Source organism: Leptospira noumeaensis, from assembly GCF_004770765.1.
Taxonomy (GTDB): Bacteria; Spirochaetota; Leptospiria; order Leptospirales; family Leptospiraceae; genus Leptospira_A; species Leptospira_A noumeaensis.
Genome location: NZ_RQFK01000026.1, coordinates 1,088,476 through 1,104,839, shown reverse-complemented (window position 1 = coordinate 1,104,839; position 16,364 = coordinate 1,088,476). Strand labels below are relative to the sequence as shown.

Genomic DNA, 16,364 nt, shown 5'->3' with positions numbered 1-16,364 from the left:
TATTGGATAAGAATTTACGGTTGCGCCGTCAGTTGAGGAGTTCCACCTCATTCCTCCCGGAATAGAATCTAAATAAACTGAATGAGACATATTTTGTCAATGGAATAAAACGAGGGGAAATTTAAAAAAATAAGGTTATTTTTTTAAATTTTTATAAATGGCTGTCATCAACTCAGTAAGGATGATTGGTTTTTTTACATACCCATTCATTCCATTTTCCAAATATTCTTTTAGTTGAGAATCCATACTATTTGCAGTGATGGCAATGATAGGTATATCTCGATATGAATCATTACGTTTCCGAATGAGTTTTGTAGCTTCCATTCCATCCATGAGAGGCATTTGTATGTCCATAAGGATCATATCAAATCTATTATCAATATGGACCAGCGATTCATCTAACAACTGGATCACTTCGATTCCGTTAGTAGCAACACTCGTTTTAATATTTTCTTTCTCAAATAATTTCACTATAAATTTTTGGTTTAAAGAATTATCTTCTGCGATCAACACATGGAAATGATCATTTTCTCCAACTAACTTCAAATGTAAGTTTTCAATCTGTATTTCTCTTTGATCCGTTTCTTCAAAAGGAATTGTAAACTGAAATGTTGATCCTACATTCAAAACACTTTGTACTTCAATTTCCCCACCCATCAAATTAACAAGTTGTTTAGAAATATAAAGACCAAGCCCAGAACCTTCAAATTTTTTTGTTCTTGAATCTTCTAGTTGGACAAAACGATTGAATAACCTAGAAATGTTTTCTGGCGAAATCCCAATTCCAGTATCTTTGACTGTGAACACTATATAATTTCGATCTTCGCTCAAGTTTACATCCAAACTTAGAGATCCAGTGAACGTAAATTTCAATGCGTTTCCAATTAAATTAATCAATATTTGACGAAGACGATTTTCATCCACTAACGCATAAAGATTGGAATCCAAACCAGATACATTGACATAAAACTCCAAATTCTTCTTACGCGCATCTGGTATAAAAAGTTGAATCAAATCCTTACATAGTTTATGTATATTTGTAGGCTTTAGATCCATCTCTAATCTTTTATTTTCTAATTTTGAGACATCTAGGATGTCGTTGATGATTGTCAATAACGACAAAACTGCCTTTTTTGCATTATCCAAATAATCTTTTTGTTCTAAATCAACATTAGTTTGTTCTAATAAAGTTAACATTCCTAAAACCCCATTCATGGGCGTACGAATCTCATGACTCATATTTGCCAAAAACTCTGATTTCACAAGATTGGCTTTTTCCAATTCGAAAGTTCTTTTTTCAACTATGTCTTGAATGCTTTTTTCTTTACCCATAATGATGAGTAAAAGGATTCCGAGAAGTCCTGTTAGTAAGGATGAAATGATTAGAATAAATCGTGATGCATTCGTAAGATTTTTTTGAAAATACTCTTTCGTAGCAATTGCTCTTATGTTTAATACATGCGACCCAATTGTGATTGGGTATTCATAAAAATAATCTGCAAATATCCTTTCTTCATTGTTCAAACAATCTTTTGAAAAAATATCTGTATGAAAAGGATCTTTAAATTCCTCAACTTTTATACACAAATGATTTGGATCATTACTAACAAGTGATTTATTGATAATGGATTCAAGCCGAATCACTGCAGTGGCAAATCCAAATTCTCCATTCCATCGGGTCACAGGATAAAAAAGCAAAAAACCCAAGTTATTATCTAAATTTTGTATTAAATTAATTTTACCGGTTATCTCAATGTCTTTTCTAGACATTGCACTGAATAGAGCATCCTTCCTAACTTGATCAGAAAGTAAGTTATACCCAACAGCTTGTTTATTTTCTAAATAAGGATGAATGTATCGAATCAAAACATATTTATCACTGATTGGAGATCGTAACATTCTATTTTCTTTTCTGATTGTGACCCCATTTGATTCGGAGTAGTCTTTTTTAAGTTGAGCCTCCACAACGGCACGCGACGAATTAGATACCAGACGATTCCATGATAATGCAGTAAAACTACTGGAGTCGCCAATGATTCCGTTGGAAAACTGTTCAAAGTATTGACGATTTAAGTTTTCCGTTAAAGAAATAAAAGCCCCTAATGATTTAACAAGCCTTATGTTTTCATAAAGTCGGTTTTCTATATCGCTAGATATAATATGTCCATCTGATTTGATTCGGTATTTGATAAATTCTTTTTCCCAGTTTCTTGTAATGAAAAAAATTGATAAGGTAAAAACAAATGTACTCATTGTTGCCGAAGCAAAGATAATTAATCTTATGAGTTTCTCTTCCCCTAAATACCATTTCCAAATAAGAATGAGAAGAGGAGTAAAAATAATAATCCCGATAGAATCACCCATCCACCAAGTAAGCCAAGTTTGAAAAAGAAACTCAAAGTAAATGATCTTAAAATAATATAAAGAAAAACTTCCAATAGTAGAAGCAATGAATGCAGTGACTGGACCTGCTAAAATAAAAAATACCAAAAGTTCGTGGACTTGGAAAATATTCAAATTGGGATCCGAATATTTTTTTAAAAAATAAGCTCCTAAAACAGCCGAACTGGAATTCCCGAGTGATATGGTTATGTTTTGTGGGTTAGAAATCAGAAACTCAATCCAAGTTTCTGAAGTGGGGAAATACGTGGTATTGGTAAAGTAAGCTCCCAAAAACAAAGCAGGCCAAACACGTTTCCCAAATAATAACACGAATCCAAGTGCCAATCCAGCTGGTGGCCAAACCGGAGTACTGTATCCATCAATCGAAGATAGATTTAGACTTAGTTTTCCGACAACTAGGTAGAGAAGGAATACTGAAACCAAGAGAATCGATTCTTTAAAGAATTTTTTGACCAATAGATTCCAGGAAGGCATTTGATATAAAAGACGATGAAAATCCAAAGAAAAAGAGAGAAATTCATAAGAACGAAAAGGGAATGGAGATTATTTTTAGTTTGAAGTAGAAGGAACGGGTCTAAACAAAAGAAATCCCCGTTATGGAACCAAATCGATTCAATCAAATTGCTAGCAAATATGATACGGTAGAACGAAAGGACCTTGCAAAAGTAATTGATTCTGATTTTACAAAATTGAAATCCAAGATCAATTCCGACATCATCTTGGCATCTTTGGTTTTACTTCATGTTCCCGATACGCTCACTTTACTGAAACAATTTTACTCCATCTTAAACACAGATGGGAAATTGATCATTGTGGATTTTGATAAAAATGAAAACATCAATCATCCTAACGTACACAATGGATTCAACAGATCACACTTAGAATCATTATTGACCGAGGTTGGATTTAAAAATATAGAAATAAAAACATTCCATCATGGGAAAAATATTTTTATGAACCAAGATGCCTCTCTGCTAATTTCTTTAAGTTCAAAATAAACATAGAGGTAACCACGAATACGCGAAAGAGCCTAACCTAAGTTTAGTGGGATTCTGTGTATTTTTTGAAATTATCAAGGATAGCTTGCCATCCACCTCTTTGCATTTCAATTGGATTTTGGTTTTCTGCATCAAACGTTACGGTTACCTGAGTTTGGTTTCCCAAAACTTCAAAGGACACACTTGCCTTTCTACCATCTTCCATAATATAACTAATTAATTTTTGATCGATGACTTTGTCATAAGTTGCTTCAAACTCAAAACCAAAACTTCCGTCTTTGGCTTCCATTCTTGCACTATACTTACCACCAACCGTTAGATCGTTTTTGGCCCAGGGACATTGCCAATCGTCGGAGGCAAAATTCCAATGGATGATGTGCGTAGGTAAAGTATAGTAGTCCCAAACTTTTTTATTGTCTGCACTGATAGTGGATTGTACTGTGATTTGATTCGAGTCCATAAACGGAAATTGTATCAATAGAGTTCTTTTTTTGGAAAGTATTTTCTCAAGTTTTTTCAGCAATTTGTTTAATAATATCCAAACATTGATTCCAACTTTCCTCAGAATGTTTTAATTTATCTTCGGCAGTGAAACCAATTTGTTTTAGGTGAATGGTTACAATTCCATTTTCTTCGGAGAGTTGGTTCTCGATGATTGAATAGTTTTCCGGGATGTCTGGTAACCCAAAATAGGCTGTAAAATAAGAGTATTTGAATGTATAGGGAGGTTTAAAACTAAGAATAATTCCGTTTTCTTCGTAAGAATTTCCTTCCCAAACTCCTTTAAAAACAAGAGAACTTCCCTCTTTCCAATCTGATATAACATCTGTTCCATATAAATATTCTTTAATGTATTTTGGTGATGTAAGAATTTCCCAAACTATTTCCAAAGAAGAGTGAATCCTTTTTTCTAAATTCAGTTGTAAGCTATGATTCAATTGATTTGTCGATTTCATAAATTTCCTCTAAAATACTCTATCAAAAATGAAAAGATTTGGATTGTAAAAACACGACAAAACTCTAAATAAGTTGTATGGCGAGGGAAAAAGGAAAACCAACTAGAGGAGTTTTACGACAAAACAACGCAAGTCTTTTCGCCAAACACAATCGATACTTTGCCAATGAGAAATTAGATTTTTTTATAGAACATTATTGGACTGTAAGTTGGGACTTAACAGATAAAAAACCATATTTAGCTGAAACCCTTCCTTTCCCTAGTATTCACATTGTATTTGAAAAAGGAAATTCGAAAATTTTTGGAGTCACAAAAGGAAGATTCTCTACTCTTTTACAAGGGAAAGGTTCTGTTTTTGGAATCAAATTTCGACCAGGTGGATTTTATCCATTTTTTAAGAAACCAGTGGCTACCCTGACGAACAAAACAATTTCAATTCAGGAGATCACAAACGATGATGTCTTTGAATTAGAAAATAAAATTTTTCAAAGTGACGAAGTGGAAAAAAAAATCCAATTCATCGAAATTTGGTTAGAAACACTCCTTCCAAAACCTGATCTTAAAGTTTCATTTATTAATAGGATAGTCGACCGAATCAAAGAAGATGGAAACATTAAATCAGTAGAACAATTGGCAGAACTATTTTCTATCAATCTTCGGAATCTCCAAAGACTATTTCAAGAATATGTGGGAGTAAGCCCCAAATGGGTCATCCAACGTTTCCGGATTCAAGGGGTGGCCGAAAGGATCGAAAACCAAAAAACAATCCAATATGCAGAAATGGCTTTGGAATTAGGATATTTTGACCAATCTCACTTTATAAAAGATTTTAAAAAGACAATTGGATTAAGCCCAGAAGATTACTTGAAAACAATATCGAAGATACCAACAATTTAACCTACTAATGAAACTAATATATACTTCTACAGATTATACCAAAATCAAAGTCATAGAATCGGCCCTCGCAGCAAACCAAGTTAAGTTTATGACGAAAGGGGAAGACCTGGATGTTTTGAATGCAATGATTCCCAGACAGTCGAATTTAATGGAAATTTATGTTTCAGAATTAGATTATACGAAAGCCTTAGAAATTATTGAAAATGGTTCTTATTCGGAAGAAGCTCCGGAGGAAGATGTATTTCCCATACAAAGATACAATCGTTATAGAGAACTCACTAAGTTAAAGGGAAAAAAAGATACAAAATTTATACTGACAATAGTCTCTGGAATATTATTCATTTCGAACTTATACTTTCTTTTACTGTTTGCTTTGGAAAAAGATAAGTTTAATAAATATAAAAAATCAATGGAAAGTGAATTGTATGAATATAATTTCGATGAAGACAACTATTGTACATCTACTTATTATAAAAAAACAAGAAAACTCATTGAACTTTCCTGTTATGACAAAGAAACAGATAAAATTTTAAATCAAAAAACTTATGATTTCAGTGGAATATTAACCTCTGAATTTTTTAATCCATATCTTACTGATTTTTTCACAATCCAAAGGTCGTATGATACAAACGGAATCAAAACCGCAGAATTTGCAGACAATGACCAAGATGGTGAATTTGATGAATACATTATCTTTGATTCCAAAGGTTCCAAACAAAAAAGATATTTGGATCAAAACAGAGACCACCGTTTTGATGAATCGGAAATCGTAGACAAGTAATGTTTTAAAAACCTAAAATTGTTTGAGGAGAATTAGAGCATGCACCCCATTCTAAAAAAAGCATTCCAAGAGGAAATGGAAATCGCCAAAACACTCTATAAAGATTCAAAGTATACAGAATCTTTTTTCCACCTAGAACGGGCCCATATTTTGGGACAAAGGTTTGTTCTTCCCCATACAGTGAACCATTGGTGGATGTTGAAAGTGGGAATTCGTAAAAAAGACAAAAGAGAAGTCTTTGGACAAATCATCAGATTGGCCGTGGCAGGGATTGGATCTCTCATCGGTAGGGTTCCGATTGGAAATACTGGTGGTTCCAATATTGGAATTATGAAAGTTTTACCCATTGAAGGAGACTTAAAAGTTTTATTTGAGAAAGCAGAAAAGAACGAGTAACCTTATGATAATTATTCTATAGAATATCATTCAGGCCTAGGTATTTTAATAATTCTCCGCGATTGTTTTTCAATTCAGGACTAACTTTTTTGATATTGATTTCACCTATGTTCTGGCATTTGCCTTTTTTATTGTCATCACTATAAAAATAACTATCAACTTTGTTAGTTTGGATATGATTGGATGCACCCAACATCTCATGATCACCATCAACGATGACTTTAACCATAACATCCTGCAAATAATTTATCTGAAACTCATCAGTGTAAAATTGTTTTGTAGTTACGCCAAGGTTACTAATTCCAATAACTGAAACTGAATAATTTCTATTAGAAGGTTTAATCCGTCCAGTTAGACAAGTAATGTTCTTACGAGGAACGTCGAAATTCCACCAAACAAAACCTTTTATACCACTGACAATTTTATCAATCGAACTTAGATTGAATTCAAAATTATCAGAAGTTGATTCCGTTGTATTCACTGATGTTTGAATATCCTTATTATCTTGTTTTTTTTCCCACAAGTTGTTTTGATAAGAATAAAGATTGTAAGCATTGGTTGGATTCTGTACAGGAAACTGCACCTCAATGCCAGGACCATCAAATGGGACAGGCCTCCCTTTATAAAATGCATCCATTCGAAACATTCCGCCAGATTCGAAAATTGAACTTTCGTTATATGTTAGATCCAAACGACTCAAGTAATAATCAAGTGGATTGATGACTTCAGTGATTCTCAATAAAAGAGTATCCCCTTTTTTGAATTCTTTCGGAAGTTTAAAACTATAATATTTAAAATAGAACTTAGTACCGTATCTTCCCTCTGCCATATTTTGAGAAAATGGATCAATATATGTATCCAGGGTAATTAGATTGTTAACAGATAATTTTCCGTTTGAATCTGGAGTATTTTTTTGACCCCATTTTTTTTCAACTTCCTTGTTCCATTCTAATCTTTCCGATGGATCTTTCCATTGTGCTGAAACGGAACTTACAAAAAATACAGTCATGAATAGAGTGAAAATTAATTTCATATGATTTCCCAGCTTGATAACAATAATCTTTATCGAATTTATCTTAAAGAACTTTATACTAAAGAATACAAAAGTTCTTGCGGCAGGGATACGAAAGGCTTGGTCACTTGTCATCGTTAGATGACAGGTGACGGGAGCGGAACGCGCACCCTGGAGTAGCCCGGTCAAGTCCTACGGGCCCATTGGGAACTTAGTGCCCGTGAGCCGCCCACATTTGGTTTGTTCCGTTTTTTAAATCTTAAATTCTAAAATACGTGGCTGAAGTTTACAAACAATTGTTCGTCTTCTCTAGACTTTGCATAATCGATCATAATGATGGTGGCTTGGTTCCATGCAATCCGAAGTCCAAGCCCTCGAGAATAGGCATAACCTTTCCAACCTAACTTATGTTCATCGTCCCAAACACGGCCGTAATCAAAAAACGGAACTAAGTTAAAGGCGAAAAATTCATCCCCAAACCTTGCCTCGGCAAACTTCCAACGAACTTCTGTGTTCCCCCAACCCATAGCTCGTCCCACAAACCGGTCTTGTTTAAACCCACGTAAAGTTCGAAGACCTCCAAGTCCCCCCACAAGGCCTTCGGTTCCCCACATATTTCTATATTCATAAAATGGAGTTTCTCCTTCGGTCACACCCAAACCAAATCGGTTGGCGATGACAAGTTTATCGAATACCTTAGGGAAAGGACTCCAGAAGAGTTTGGTTTGTGCAAAATACTTTTGATAGTCGTATTCGGATCCAATGGCTTTGGTATGTTTTTCGTAAGTGGCTTCTGCAAATATTCCGGAGTTTGGATCTGGTTCAAAATCTCTAGTGTCGTAAACAAGACCCAAACGAAGGGAGTTCACATAACCACCATTATATCCAATGATCTTTTTGGCTTCATAATCTTCGGTGAGTCGAGTTTTTCCATTGGGAACATCTGCTGTATGTTCACCACCCAGAAGTGGATCCACACCACGGGCCAACTTACCGTCATAAGTCCTAACTATGTTATTTGAAAATTTTAAACCAGCAACCAATCTTACTGTTCCACCAACAAACGAACGTTCTGTACTTGCGGTTGCCATCGGAGTTTCTATCGTATAACGGTTGTACATTTTATCAGTGACAACATAACCTTGGCCTTGTGGAAATCCGGAATATGTTTTCCCTCCTAAACTAATGGGATCAGAACTTGTTCCTGGTCTGTAGTAAGCCAAGTTGTTTTCTTGGTCCATATAACTTGCATTCACTATATGCCTTCCATCCGGTTGGTTACGATCCAAATAGGATAGAGGTTTCATACTATCTTCCCCAATTCCAAAATACAATGTTGTGGGTGTGATAGTTAAAAATAAATCCGCACGTAACCTCCATTGTGTGTCGGCAATAAAAGGCATATCCAAACTGACTTGGTGGTATTGAGCATTTTTGTTAGTATTGAAATATTGTGCAAATACGCGCATACGATAGGGAGTATAATGAAAAAGCGGATCGGTTTTTTTTCCATTATCATAAATATAAGCACGGGCACCATACCCGATCCCTTCGTTAGGATCGGAGTTGATGAGTGGCAAACCCGTTAGATACCAACTATCTTTTTTGTCCTCTATATCCTTTTTACAAAGTTGTTTGGTCGGATCCATAGGAAAGGGAAGGTTTTTTGGCGGAGGATCTTTTTCGCAACCGGCACTGGGAATGTATTCCTGCGCGGAGAGAGAAATGGGGTTTGCTAAAAAAAAGCAAACAACGAAGGAAAAAAGAACAATCTGTGAGTATCGGTTCATAGTTGTGCGTGCGTATACAAACCATGGACAATGCGTACTCAAACGATTTGGTCAACCAGGAAATGAGTTCCCACTCACTTTTTGTGGAAGGCCAGCAGGGTTTGCGAGGATTCGATCCTAAGCGAGGAATATCTGCATTCTAATGCCTATTTTGTCATCTCCTGGGCCAAGGAATCCAGCTGAACAATGATCCCTCCCGTGGATTTACTGCTTTCCGAGATATGTTTGGAAATTTCGACAATGTTTGCCGCAGATTCTGAAATGTCGGCAGTGATTTTCGTGGACTCCTCGGTCGCGATCTTTTGGAAGTTGGTGGAGTTTTCGATGGTTTTACTGGTTTCGTAAATCCGCGTATTCAGATTGTCGATAGTTTCGATGGCTTTGTCAATCTCTACAATTTTGGAACCAACCCCTGTGATCTCTTCTTTGATGGAGCCAATGGCAAAATCCAATTTTCCCATCATACTAGAAGACCGATTGATGAGTTCACTACTTTCACCGATGAGAGAAAGATTCTCTTGGATGATCTTTGAAATTTCTTTGGAATTACGAGTGGTCGCAGCAGCTAACTTCGATATTTCTTCGGCCACAACAGCAAACCCTCGTCCATGTTCCCCTGCCCTTGCTGCTTCTATGGATGCATTTAACGATAACAAGTTTACTTTATCGGCAATGTCATTGATCACAGAGACAAAGTCGAATATCTCTGTACTTTTTTCTTTTAGGATATTGAACTTACTTTTTGAAAGTTGGATATGTTCAGAGGTATCATTAGAATAACCCATGACTACATCTAAATTTTTATAAATCCTTCCTGTTCCTACTTGGACAGTTTCATTGATGGTTTTTAAATCATTCACAGACTGAATAGACACTTCTGATTCGTTATACAACAATTTGGCAATTTTATTATTAGAATCTGCTTTGGAAGATAGTTCTTTTAAAGAATTTGATATTTCAGAAAGAGAAGATGCTTGGTGTTCCGAAATTTGTTTTAATTCTTCAGAAATGGTGTCTTGGTTTCTGATTTGTTCTTTCATCAGATCAATAGTTCTGAGGATGGTTTTTGCCATATTCAATAAATTGTCTAAAGCCTTTTTTGCTTCTTTTTGTTTTTCCACCGCTAAATTGAGTAAATTTCTTGTAGCCGTTGCTCCCACAGTGGCCCCAATTCCTACCCAAACAAAAATGAGAAACCTAACGATGATATTACTTCTTGGGCCTCCAGGAATGAGTTCAGGTCGTAATACAAACAAAAGAATTTCAGAAAAGATAATTAAAATAAAATTATAAATGGAAGCATTTCGATTGAAGTACAATACACTGAGAACAAAGGAAATATAAAAAGTTGCGGCTAGTTCAGTAGCTCCATAAATCACATATTGGAATACAAGTAAACATAAGGTAACACCGGTGATCGAAATGTAACTGGATGCCCAATGTGTTTTTAATTTAGTAGAAAGTAAAAAACCAACAATCAAAATGGAGGTGGCTAGGACAAATTCTATTAAGATACTTTCATAGGTTAGATAATCAGAACCTTTTCCTGAAATTTTGATGGAAAGTGTGGCGATATTAGCGAGGGCCAAAATCGAAAGAAAAGACAAAAACATCCGTTTGTTGTTTCGTAACATCACTTCTGTGAAGAGATCATCCGAAATGGTCATCGCGTTTTTGGGAGCAAAAAATTTAGAGAACAAACGAAACCGTCCTAGAACCTAGATTGATTTTAAAGCCATACTTTAGGGAAAGAGAGCCTTGGCAAGAAACGTTCCAAACCTCCCAAGAGCGAAAACTGAATTCCGTTCACCCCAATAGAAATGGGACGAATCAAATGCCTTAGAATTATCAAAAAACTACGGAAAAAGAGAATTTATCTTTATGAATTATCAAAAGTAAACCAAACCGATGAAAATTTGATACTATGGGGGAAAAAAAGAATCCTCGAAAGAAAAGCACTACCTAACAAGAATCATCTTATATTCACAATACATACATTAGGTTACAACTCTAATTCCATTAGAATCTTCAATTTTTTGAATATTTTAGGTATTTCATAAGTAACCACAGATTCTCTGTTAGTTTTTCATAGAAAACTTTCGACTCGATTGACACAAAAGACCAAAATATTTTCACTGTATGAAAATCTTCATGGAGAAACATGTGAAAAAAATCATTTTTATTGTAATCGTATTTACAATCATTCTATTCATTCAAAATTGCAGTGGAGGATCGGTACATTCAAGTTTAGTCCCAAGTGCAAATACAAACCCAACAAGGGAATACTCAACCCCTTCCGTTTTTTCAAAAGGTGGTTTCTTCTTTCACAAAACATACGTTCCTGGGCCACTTGGAATCAATGCAGAAGCCCATTATGAAGGCAAAAGTTGTAGTCATACTTTTTTATATTTAGTTTCCTCTGGTGATTCCTCTATTGAAGCTGCAAAAAGAAATGGGAACATTAAAAAAATTGCATATTTAGATTACGAACAAATTGGTATTGCCATGGGTGTTCTCTACCATCGAGTTTGTACGATTATCAAAGGATCATAAATAGGTATTATCATGAAAACAAAAACGATATTTTGTATTATCTTAAGTGCATTTCTTCTTACAAATTGTGCGATTGGGCCAACTCACGGTTACATATTTACTTCTACAAAATTTGCAGGTACGTTTAATCCAGAAAATAACGTAACATCAACTAAAGAAGCAACCGACTGCCAATTTACTGTTTTATACCTTTTTAGTTATGGGGATGCAGGGGCTGGATCAATTGCAAAAAAGAATGGAATTAGTAAAATAGCAACCATCGACCATTCTACCACTTCTTTGTTAACAGGTTTTTATCGAACATACTGTACCATTGTGTCAGGAGAATAATTATGAAATATCTTATTTTTGCTTTTTTAAGTTTATTACTTTTTTCAAACTGCGTAACCACTCCGTTTCCAAGTTATTTTTACTCCTATACCACCCAACATTTGAATGGAGATGCCACGGGAGCTATGGTCACCTCGGCTAAAGTTGAAAAGTTTGGAAAGTCTTGTAGTTTTTCTGGGTTCATCACGTATCCTTTCTTTTATGGTTCGGGAAACTCAATTGAGGAAGCAACCCAACATGCAAATATCAAAAAAATTGCTGTCATCGACAGAGAATCTTTAACTATTTTGCCTATTGGAATTTTCTATCGCGAATGTGTGATTGTTTGGGGAGAATAAACAGTGGCACATAAAATACTAATTACTGTTTTATGGATAACAATTTTATCTACTAACAGTTTATTTGCGAAAGAGTTCGACTCAACTCATGAATTACCCAAGGTAATCACACCAGACAAACATCGAGTTTTTATCCGCGGTGTTGATGGATCAGGGGGATTACGTTTCCCTGTGATGGATTATCTAAAATACGAACCTATTAATTATATGTTGGTCAATGGGTTTGATGAATACGCTGCTCTTAACGCTTTTTCTAAACAAAAAGATCAAACTGGTGGTTCGAGACAATACGAACTTGAATATAGATATTTAGATAAATTCCGCCTGATCTATGAAAATAGAAGGTTGGTAAATGTCCCAACATCAGATAACGATTCAGAAGGTTTTAGATTCAAAGAATCTTATAAAGGATTTGGGGCTGGTTACTTTCATCCGCTATCTCCTAACTTTAATCTTGGAGTCAGCTTAAGAAGAGTCAGTCTTGATCAAGCCACTACTATAGGTACTGTTACATTTAATTTTTTGCCAACTAATTCTGGTATAGGTATTATGGGGCGAGATTTTGCTATGCAGGCAAAAGGTTATGTTCCGGGCATTCACTTGGAAATTAAACCGATGCGTTGGTTTGAAATTCATTTGGGAAACCAGTTTTACAATATTGTCGGTGATGATACTAAAGTCAGAGTTGATTCCGTACCATTTACATTTAGGAACGTAACCACCAATGTGATGTTTTATGAACTTGCGAATGGAAACGTGAATTACACCGGAGAAAAAACTACCTTAGACTTTATTTTTCGTTTTTCATCATGGTTTGCCACCCGATGGGGTTATTCCGTTGAAAAATATAGAGTCAAATACAATAACTATTTTATTTTCTTAGGTGATATTGACTCGTCAGTTGTATATTCAGCTTTAGAGGGTTCACAAAAACAAAAAATGGAATATTCTTCACTTAATATAACCGTAGAATTTTCAAAAAGTTTTGGTGAGTAAAAAAACTTTTCCTAACAGGGTGACACCTGTTAGGACTTTCGTTTATTATCTTATTTACTTTCCACTTTTCATCGAAGTTTTTCCTTTCCATTAACCAACATTTTTTCCTCCAAACTGATACCAGTCCACTTTACGAGTGAAGTGCATGACTGCGGCAAGAACCATAAACAATGCCAAAGATCCAAGAAGTAAGGCTTGTTCTTCTGAAGCCAAAATCACATACAAAAAAGAATACAAAACAAGATAATAAGATGCAGTAATGAGTCCCTTCTTTTGATTTTTTAATACATTAATGGCGTAATAACCAATGAGACCTGTCACTGCCAAACTCGAAAGAATGTATGCCGGTAAAAATCCCAAATGTTCTGAAAAAGATAAGTTGAGAATATAAAACAAAACCATGGCACTTCCAATGAGGACGTACTGGATGGGATGTAATAAAACTCCGCCAAACACTTCCATAAGAAAGAACAAAGCGAAACTAGTCACAATGAAAAGAAGTCCATATTTTACTGACCTTTCCATTTTTAAATAATGATCCACTGGGATCACAAGACTCACTCCATATCCGGAATTTAATATTGTCTCTAAAATGGAATCATTCATGGAATGGATGATTTGTGGATAAGATCTTGCAAAATAAGAAGATTCCCAAACCGCAGAAAATCCTTCCTCATTGACGGAACGATCCTTAGGCAAAAGATTTCCGTTAAAAGAAGGATCTTTCCAATCGGAACTCATCATTAGTTTAGATTTTTTACCGATGGGGATCACGGAAAATGATTCGGAACCTTTAACTTCTAATTGAATTTCAAACGGAATGGAGTTTCCTGCTTCTCCGATCGAAACAGTGGCGTTCAGTCCTGAATGCAAATAAGAAGATCTAGTTCCTGGTAAAAACTTTTTATCCTTACCTGCTAAAGTTAATTTCATTTCACCGCCAAGTCCCTTCAGATCAGAAACGGAAACAACGAGCCGAACATCATCCCAATAAATATAGGTGGTATCAATAGGAAAGTCGGATGAAAAAATAGGAGAAAATTTACCGGTAATTTTCACCTTACTCGTGTATAATGGAATCTCATAGATACTTCTTTTACGAAGTTCTGTTTTCATATCCACTAAAGAGTCCATTTCCTCAGGTAAAAAATAGGCGTAATCCGTTACATAATCCCATTTGTCCTTTTCTTTGGAAGATCCAGATTTTGGAATCCTAAGATTATAAGGAACCATTAGAACAGGACCTACAATCGTTTGGTTGGATCCCCATTTTTCTCCCACTTCCAAAACCGCTTGGTTTCTCGAAGCACTTCTTTCCTCAATCAAAGAACCAACCATAACAAGAGGGATGATAAATAATAAAACCATTCCACCGAGGATGGCCAACCTAAGATTTACCGATGTTTGTAATTTACTCATAAAAATCTCCTACCTTTAAGATAGATGATCTCCGTGAGTCTTTTATGGTCGAATTGTGAGGGTTTTGTGAGGATCTATGTTTTTTGAAAAAAAAGAGAAACTTCCACACCATTTGGAATTCGATTTTGAATCTCTAATTTCCCTCCGTGTAGTTCTAGAATTTGACTCACAATACTAAGTCCGAGACCAGAACTCTTACGGTTGTTATTTGGTCTCGGCAAAGAATAGAACTTTTCTGTTACCCGGTTCAGTGCATAATCAGGAATCGAATGACCTTCGTCCAACACGGAAAGTTTTAGACGAAGATCAGAATTTTCCTTAATTTCTATCGTGATTGTATCTTTTTCATTCGCAAAGTCGATGGAATTTCTAACTAGATTTTCAATGGCTAAAAACAAATAATTTCGATTTCCCTTTACTTCCCAAAGTTTATTTTCGCAAACCACAACTACTTGAAGAGATTTCCATTGGAGTTCCGATTGAAAACTAGTGATGACTTCATTTACTAAATCATACAACAAAACTTGGTCTTCCATTGAGATAGATTTTTTTCCCTCGAGGGAAGTGAGTTCTAACATTTGTTCAATGAGTTTTTGGATTCGTTTGGATTCCTCGTGGATATTTTTGGTAAGACGTTCCGATTCGGTTGGATGGGATTGTAATAGTTCCACAGAAGCTAAAATGGAAGAAAGTGGACTTTTGATTTCATGGGTTAAGGTTTGTACATAGGACTCTATGTATTTTTTTCCTTCAATTTCTTCGACAAGTAAATCCACTTCCTTGCCGAGTTCATTGAGTTCCCGAATTCCAATTTTTGGGAAGTGAACTCTTTCTCTTTTTCGTAAAGAAGTAACATACTTAGAAAGCCTTCGAATCGGACGAAAACTCAAATAGGCTAACAAACTAAATAGAATGGCTATGGCAGAGGCAACGAGTAAGGATATCCGCCAAAATTTTGATTTTGCTTCTTCAATGAAGGGAATCACACCTGTTTTGGGTTTGATGACAGTGAGAACACCGATGATTTGATTTTTATAATGGATGGGAGAGGCAACAAAAAGTGCTCCTTCTCCCTCGGTATCGACCAGTTTACTGGATCTTGCTCCATACTTACCCTGGAGGGTTAAATAAACATCATTAAACTTTGAATAGTCGAGTCCTTCTCGATAACTCTCAGAATCAAAAATCACAATTCCTTTTGTATTAGCGATATATACTTGGATGTCTGTATTTGTTTTTAGAAGTGAATAAATTTTCGCTTCGAAAGAACGATTTTCTGTGTTTTTGAAAACAGGAGAAAATAAAGAATGGAGGGACGAACTAAGTTGTAAATATTCATTTGGATACTTTTCCAATCTTTCTTCGACAATGGCAGATAAAATATGAGCTGTATCGTTTAGTGATTCTTCGACCGTTTCCATATAACGAGGCCGAATGGATTCTTCTGTTTTATCGATTAAATAATAAAAACCAATGCTTAAGATAAAAAAAAACTA

The 16,364-nt window shown here is 35.3% G+C and carries 16 protein-coding genes; 8 read left to right on the top strand and 8 right to left on the bottom strand.

Going from position 1 to position 16,364, the window contains the following annotated elements; translation table 11 throughout:
- Positions 1 to 135: 135 nt before the first annotated feature.
- Complete coding sequence (locus EHQ24_RS13405; protein ID WP_135602471.1) at positions 136 to 2,877, bottom strand: ATP-binding protein; 2,742 nt, start codon at positions 2,875 to 2,877, stop codon at positions 136 to 138.
- Between the two features lie 122 nt (positions 2,878 to 2,999).
- Here EHQ24_RS13405 and EHQ24_RS13400 point away from each other — a divergent pair, with 122 nt between their 5' ends.
- On the top strand, positions 3,000 to 3,401 hold the full coding sequence (locus EHQ24_RS13400) for a class I SAM-dependent methyltransferase (RefSeq protein ID WP_135602086.1): 402 nt from the start codon (positions 3,000 to 3,002) through the stop codon (positions 3,399 to 3,401).
- A gap of 43 nt (positions 3,402 to 3,444) precedes the next feature.
- On the opposite strand, the gene EHQ24_RS13395 is transcribed toward EHQ24_RS13400, so the two are convergent.
- Positions 3,445 to 3,861, bottom strand: coding sequence for an SRPBCC family protein (locus EHQ24_RS13395; protein WP_135602085.1), 417 nt, complete (start codon positions 3,859 to 3,861; stop codon positions 3,445 to 3,447).
- 46 nt (positions 3,862 to 3,907) lie between these two features.
- Complete coding sequence (locus EHQ24_RS13390; RefSeq protein WP_135602084.1) at positions 3,908 to 4,357, bottom strand: SRPBCC family protein; 450 nt, start codon at positions 4,355 to 4,357, stop codon at positions 3,908 to 3,910.
- A 77-nt stretch (positions 4,358 to 4,434) separates the two neighbouring features.
- Here EHQ24_RS13390 and EHQ24_RS13385 point away from each other — a divergent pair, with 77 nt between their 5' ends.
- Genes EHQ24_RS13385 through EHQ24_RS13375 form a run of 3 tightly spaced genes read left to right on the top strand, consistent with a single transcriptional unit; the run spans position 4,435 to position 6,430 of the window.
- Positions 4,435 to 5,253: a helix-turn-helix transcriptional regulator gene (locus EHQ24_RS13385; protein ID WP_135602083.1), complete on the top strand. Its 819-nt coding sequence runs from the start codon at positions 4,435 to 4,437 to the stop codon at positions 5,251 to 5,253.
- A 7-nt stretch (positions 5,254 to 5,260) separates the two neighbouring features.
- Complete coding sequence (locus EHQ24_RS13380) at positions 5,261 to 6,034, top strand: putative signal transducing protein (RefSeq protein ID WP_135602082.1); 774 nt, start codon at positions 5,261 to 5,263, stop codon at positions 6,032 to 6,034.
- 39 nt (positions 6,035 to 6,073) lie between these two features.
- Positions 6,074 to 6,430, top strand: coding sequence for a DUF3703 domain-containing protein (locus EHQ24_RS13375; protein ID WP_135602081.1), 357 nt, complete (start codon positions 6,074 to 6,076; stop codon positions 6,428 to 6,430).
- 16 nt (positions 6,431 to 6,446) lie between these two features.
- Here the strand turns inward: EHQ24_RS13375 and EHQ24_RS13370 are convergent, their stop codons facing one another.
- The 3 genes from EHQ24_RS13370 to EHQ24_RS13360 form a co-directional block, all read right to left on the bottom strand.
- Complete coding sequence (locus tag EHQ24_RS13370; protein WP_135602080.1) at positions 6,447 to 7,463, bottom strand: hypothetical protein; 1,017 nt, start codon at positions 7,461 to 7,463, stop codon at positions 6,447 to 6,449.
- A 245-nt stretch (positions 7,464 to 7,708) separates the two neighbouring features.
- Positions 7,709 to 9,232, bottom strand: a complete 1,524-nt coding sequence (gene omp85 / locus EHQ24_RS13365; protein WP_135602079.1) for an Omp85 family outer membrane protein — start codon at positions 9,230 to 9,232, stop codon at positions 7,709 to 7,711.
- Positions 9,233 to 9,378: 146 nt separating this feature from the next.
- Positions 9,379 to 10,932, bottom strand: a complete 1,554-nt coding sequence (locus EHQ24_RS13360; protein WP_135602078.1) for a methyl-accepting chemotaxis protein — start codon at positions 10,930 to 10,932, stop codon at positions 9,379 to 9,381.
- A 463-nt stretch (positions 10,933 to 11,395) separates the two neighbouring features.
- On the opposite strand from EHQ24_RS13360, the gene lsa14 reads away from it, so the two are divergent.
- From lsa14 to EHQ24_RS13340, 4 genes are read left to right on the top strand one after another with little or no spacing between them, the layout of a single operon-like run.
- A complete protein-coding gene (gene lsa14, locus EHQ24_RS13355) occupies positions 11,396 to 11,785 on the top strand; it encodes an adhesin Lsa14 (protein WP_135602077.1) in 390 nt (129 codons plus the stop codon).
- Positions 11,786 to 11,797: 12 nt separating this feature from the next.
- Positions 11,798 to 12,115, top strand: a complete 318-nt coding sequence (locus tag EHQ24_RS13350; protein WP_135602076.1) for a TRL-like family protein — start codon at positions 11,798 to 11,800, stop codon at positions 12,113 to 12,115.
- Positions 12,116 to 12,117: 2 nt separating this feature from the next.
- Entirely contained in the window at positions 12,118 to 12,453 is a 336-nt protein-coding gene (locus tag EHQ24_RS13345) for a TRL domain-containing protein (RefSeq protein WP_135602075.1), read from the top strand.
- Positions 12,454 to 12,456: 3 nt separating this feature from the next.
- Complete coding sequence (locus EHQ24_RS13340) at positions 12,457 to 13,449, top strand: hypothetical protein (RefSeq protein ID WP_135602074.1); 993 nt, start codon at positions 12,457 to 12,459, stop codon at positions 13,447 to 13,449.
- Between the two features lie 90 nt (positions 13,450 to 13,539).
- On the opposite strand, the gene creD is transcribed toward EHQ24_RS13340, so the two are convergent.
- On the bottom strand, positions 13,540 to 14,868 hold the full coding sequence (creD, locus tag EHQ24_RS13335) for a cell envelope integrity protein CreD (RefSeq protein ID WP_135602073.1): 1,329 nt from the start codon (positions 14,866 to 14,868) through the stop codon (positions 13,540 to 13,542).
- A 74-nt stretch (positions 14,869 to 14,942) separates the two neighbouring features.
- Entirely contained in the window at positions 14,943 to 16,352 is a 1,410-nt protein-coding gene (gene creC / locus EHQ24_RS13330; RefSeq protein ID WP_279633559.1) for a two-component system sensor histidine kinase CreC, read from the bottom strand.
- Positions 16,353 to 16,364 lie beyond the last annotated feature (12 nt).

Excerpts from the sequence above, each read along its gene's own strand:
- EHQ24_RS13405 (WP_135602471.1), bottom strand. The coding sequence starts at position 2,877 with ATGCCTTCCTGGAATCTATTGGTCAAAAAATTCTTTAAAGAATCGATT.
- EHQ24_RS13400 (WP_135602086.1), top strand. The coding sequence starts at position 3,000 with ATGGAACCAAATCGATTCAATCAAATTGCTAGCAAATATGATACGGTA.
- EHQ24_RS13395 (WP_135602085.1), bottom strand. The coding sequence starts at position 3,861 with ATGGACTCGAATCAAATCACAGTACAATCCACTATCAGTGCAGACAAT.
- EHQ24_RS13390 (WP_135602084.1), bottom strand. The coding sequence starts at position 4,357 with ATGAAATCGACAAATCAATTGAATCATAGCTTACAACTGAATTTAGAA.
- EHQ24_RS13385 (WP_135602083.1), top strand. The coding sequence starts at position 4,435 with ATGGCGAGGGAAAAAGGAAAACCAACTAGAGGAGTTTTACGACAAAAC.
- EHQ24_RS13380 (WP_135602082.1), top strand. The coding sequence starts at position 5,261 with ATGAAACTAATATATACTTCTACAGATTATACCAAAATCAAAGTCATA.
- EHQ24_RS13375 (WP_135602081.1), top strand. The coding sequence starts at position 6,074 with ATGCACCCCATTCTAAAAAAAGCATTCCAAGAGGAAATGGAAATCGCC.
- EHQ24_RS13370 (WP_135602080.1), bottom strand. The coding sequence starts at position 7,463 with ATGAAATTAATTTTCACTCTATTCATGACTGTATTTTTTGTAAGTTCC.
- omp85 (WP_135602079.1), bottom strand. The coding sequence starts at position 9,232 with ATGAACCGATACTCACAGATTGTTCTTTTTTCCTTCGTTGTTTGCTTT.
- EHQ24_RS13350 (WP_135602076.1), top strand. The coding sequence starts at position 11,798 with ATGAAAACAAAAACGATATTTTGTATTATCTTAAGTGCATTTCTTCTT.
- EHQ24_RS13345 (WP_135602075.1), top strand. The coding sequence starts at position 12,118 with ATGAAATATCTTATTTTTGCTTTTTTAAGTTTATTACTTTTTTCAAAC.
- creD (WP_135602073.1), bottom strand. The coding sequence starts at position 14,868 with ATGAGTAAATTACAAACATCGGTAAATCTTAGGTTGGCCATCCTCGGT.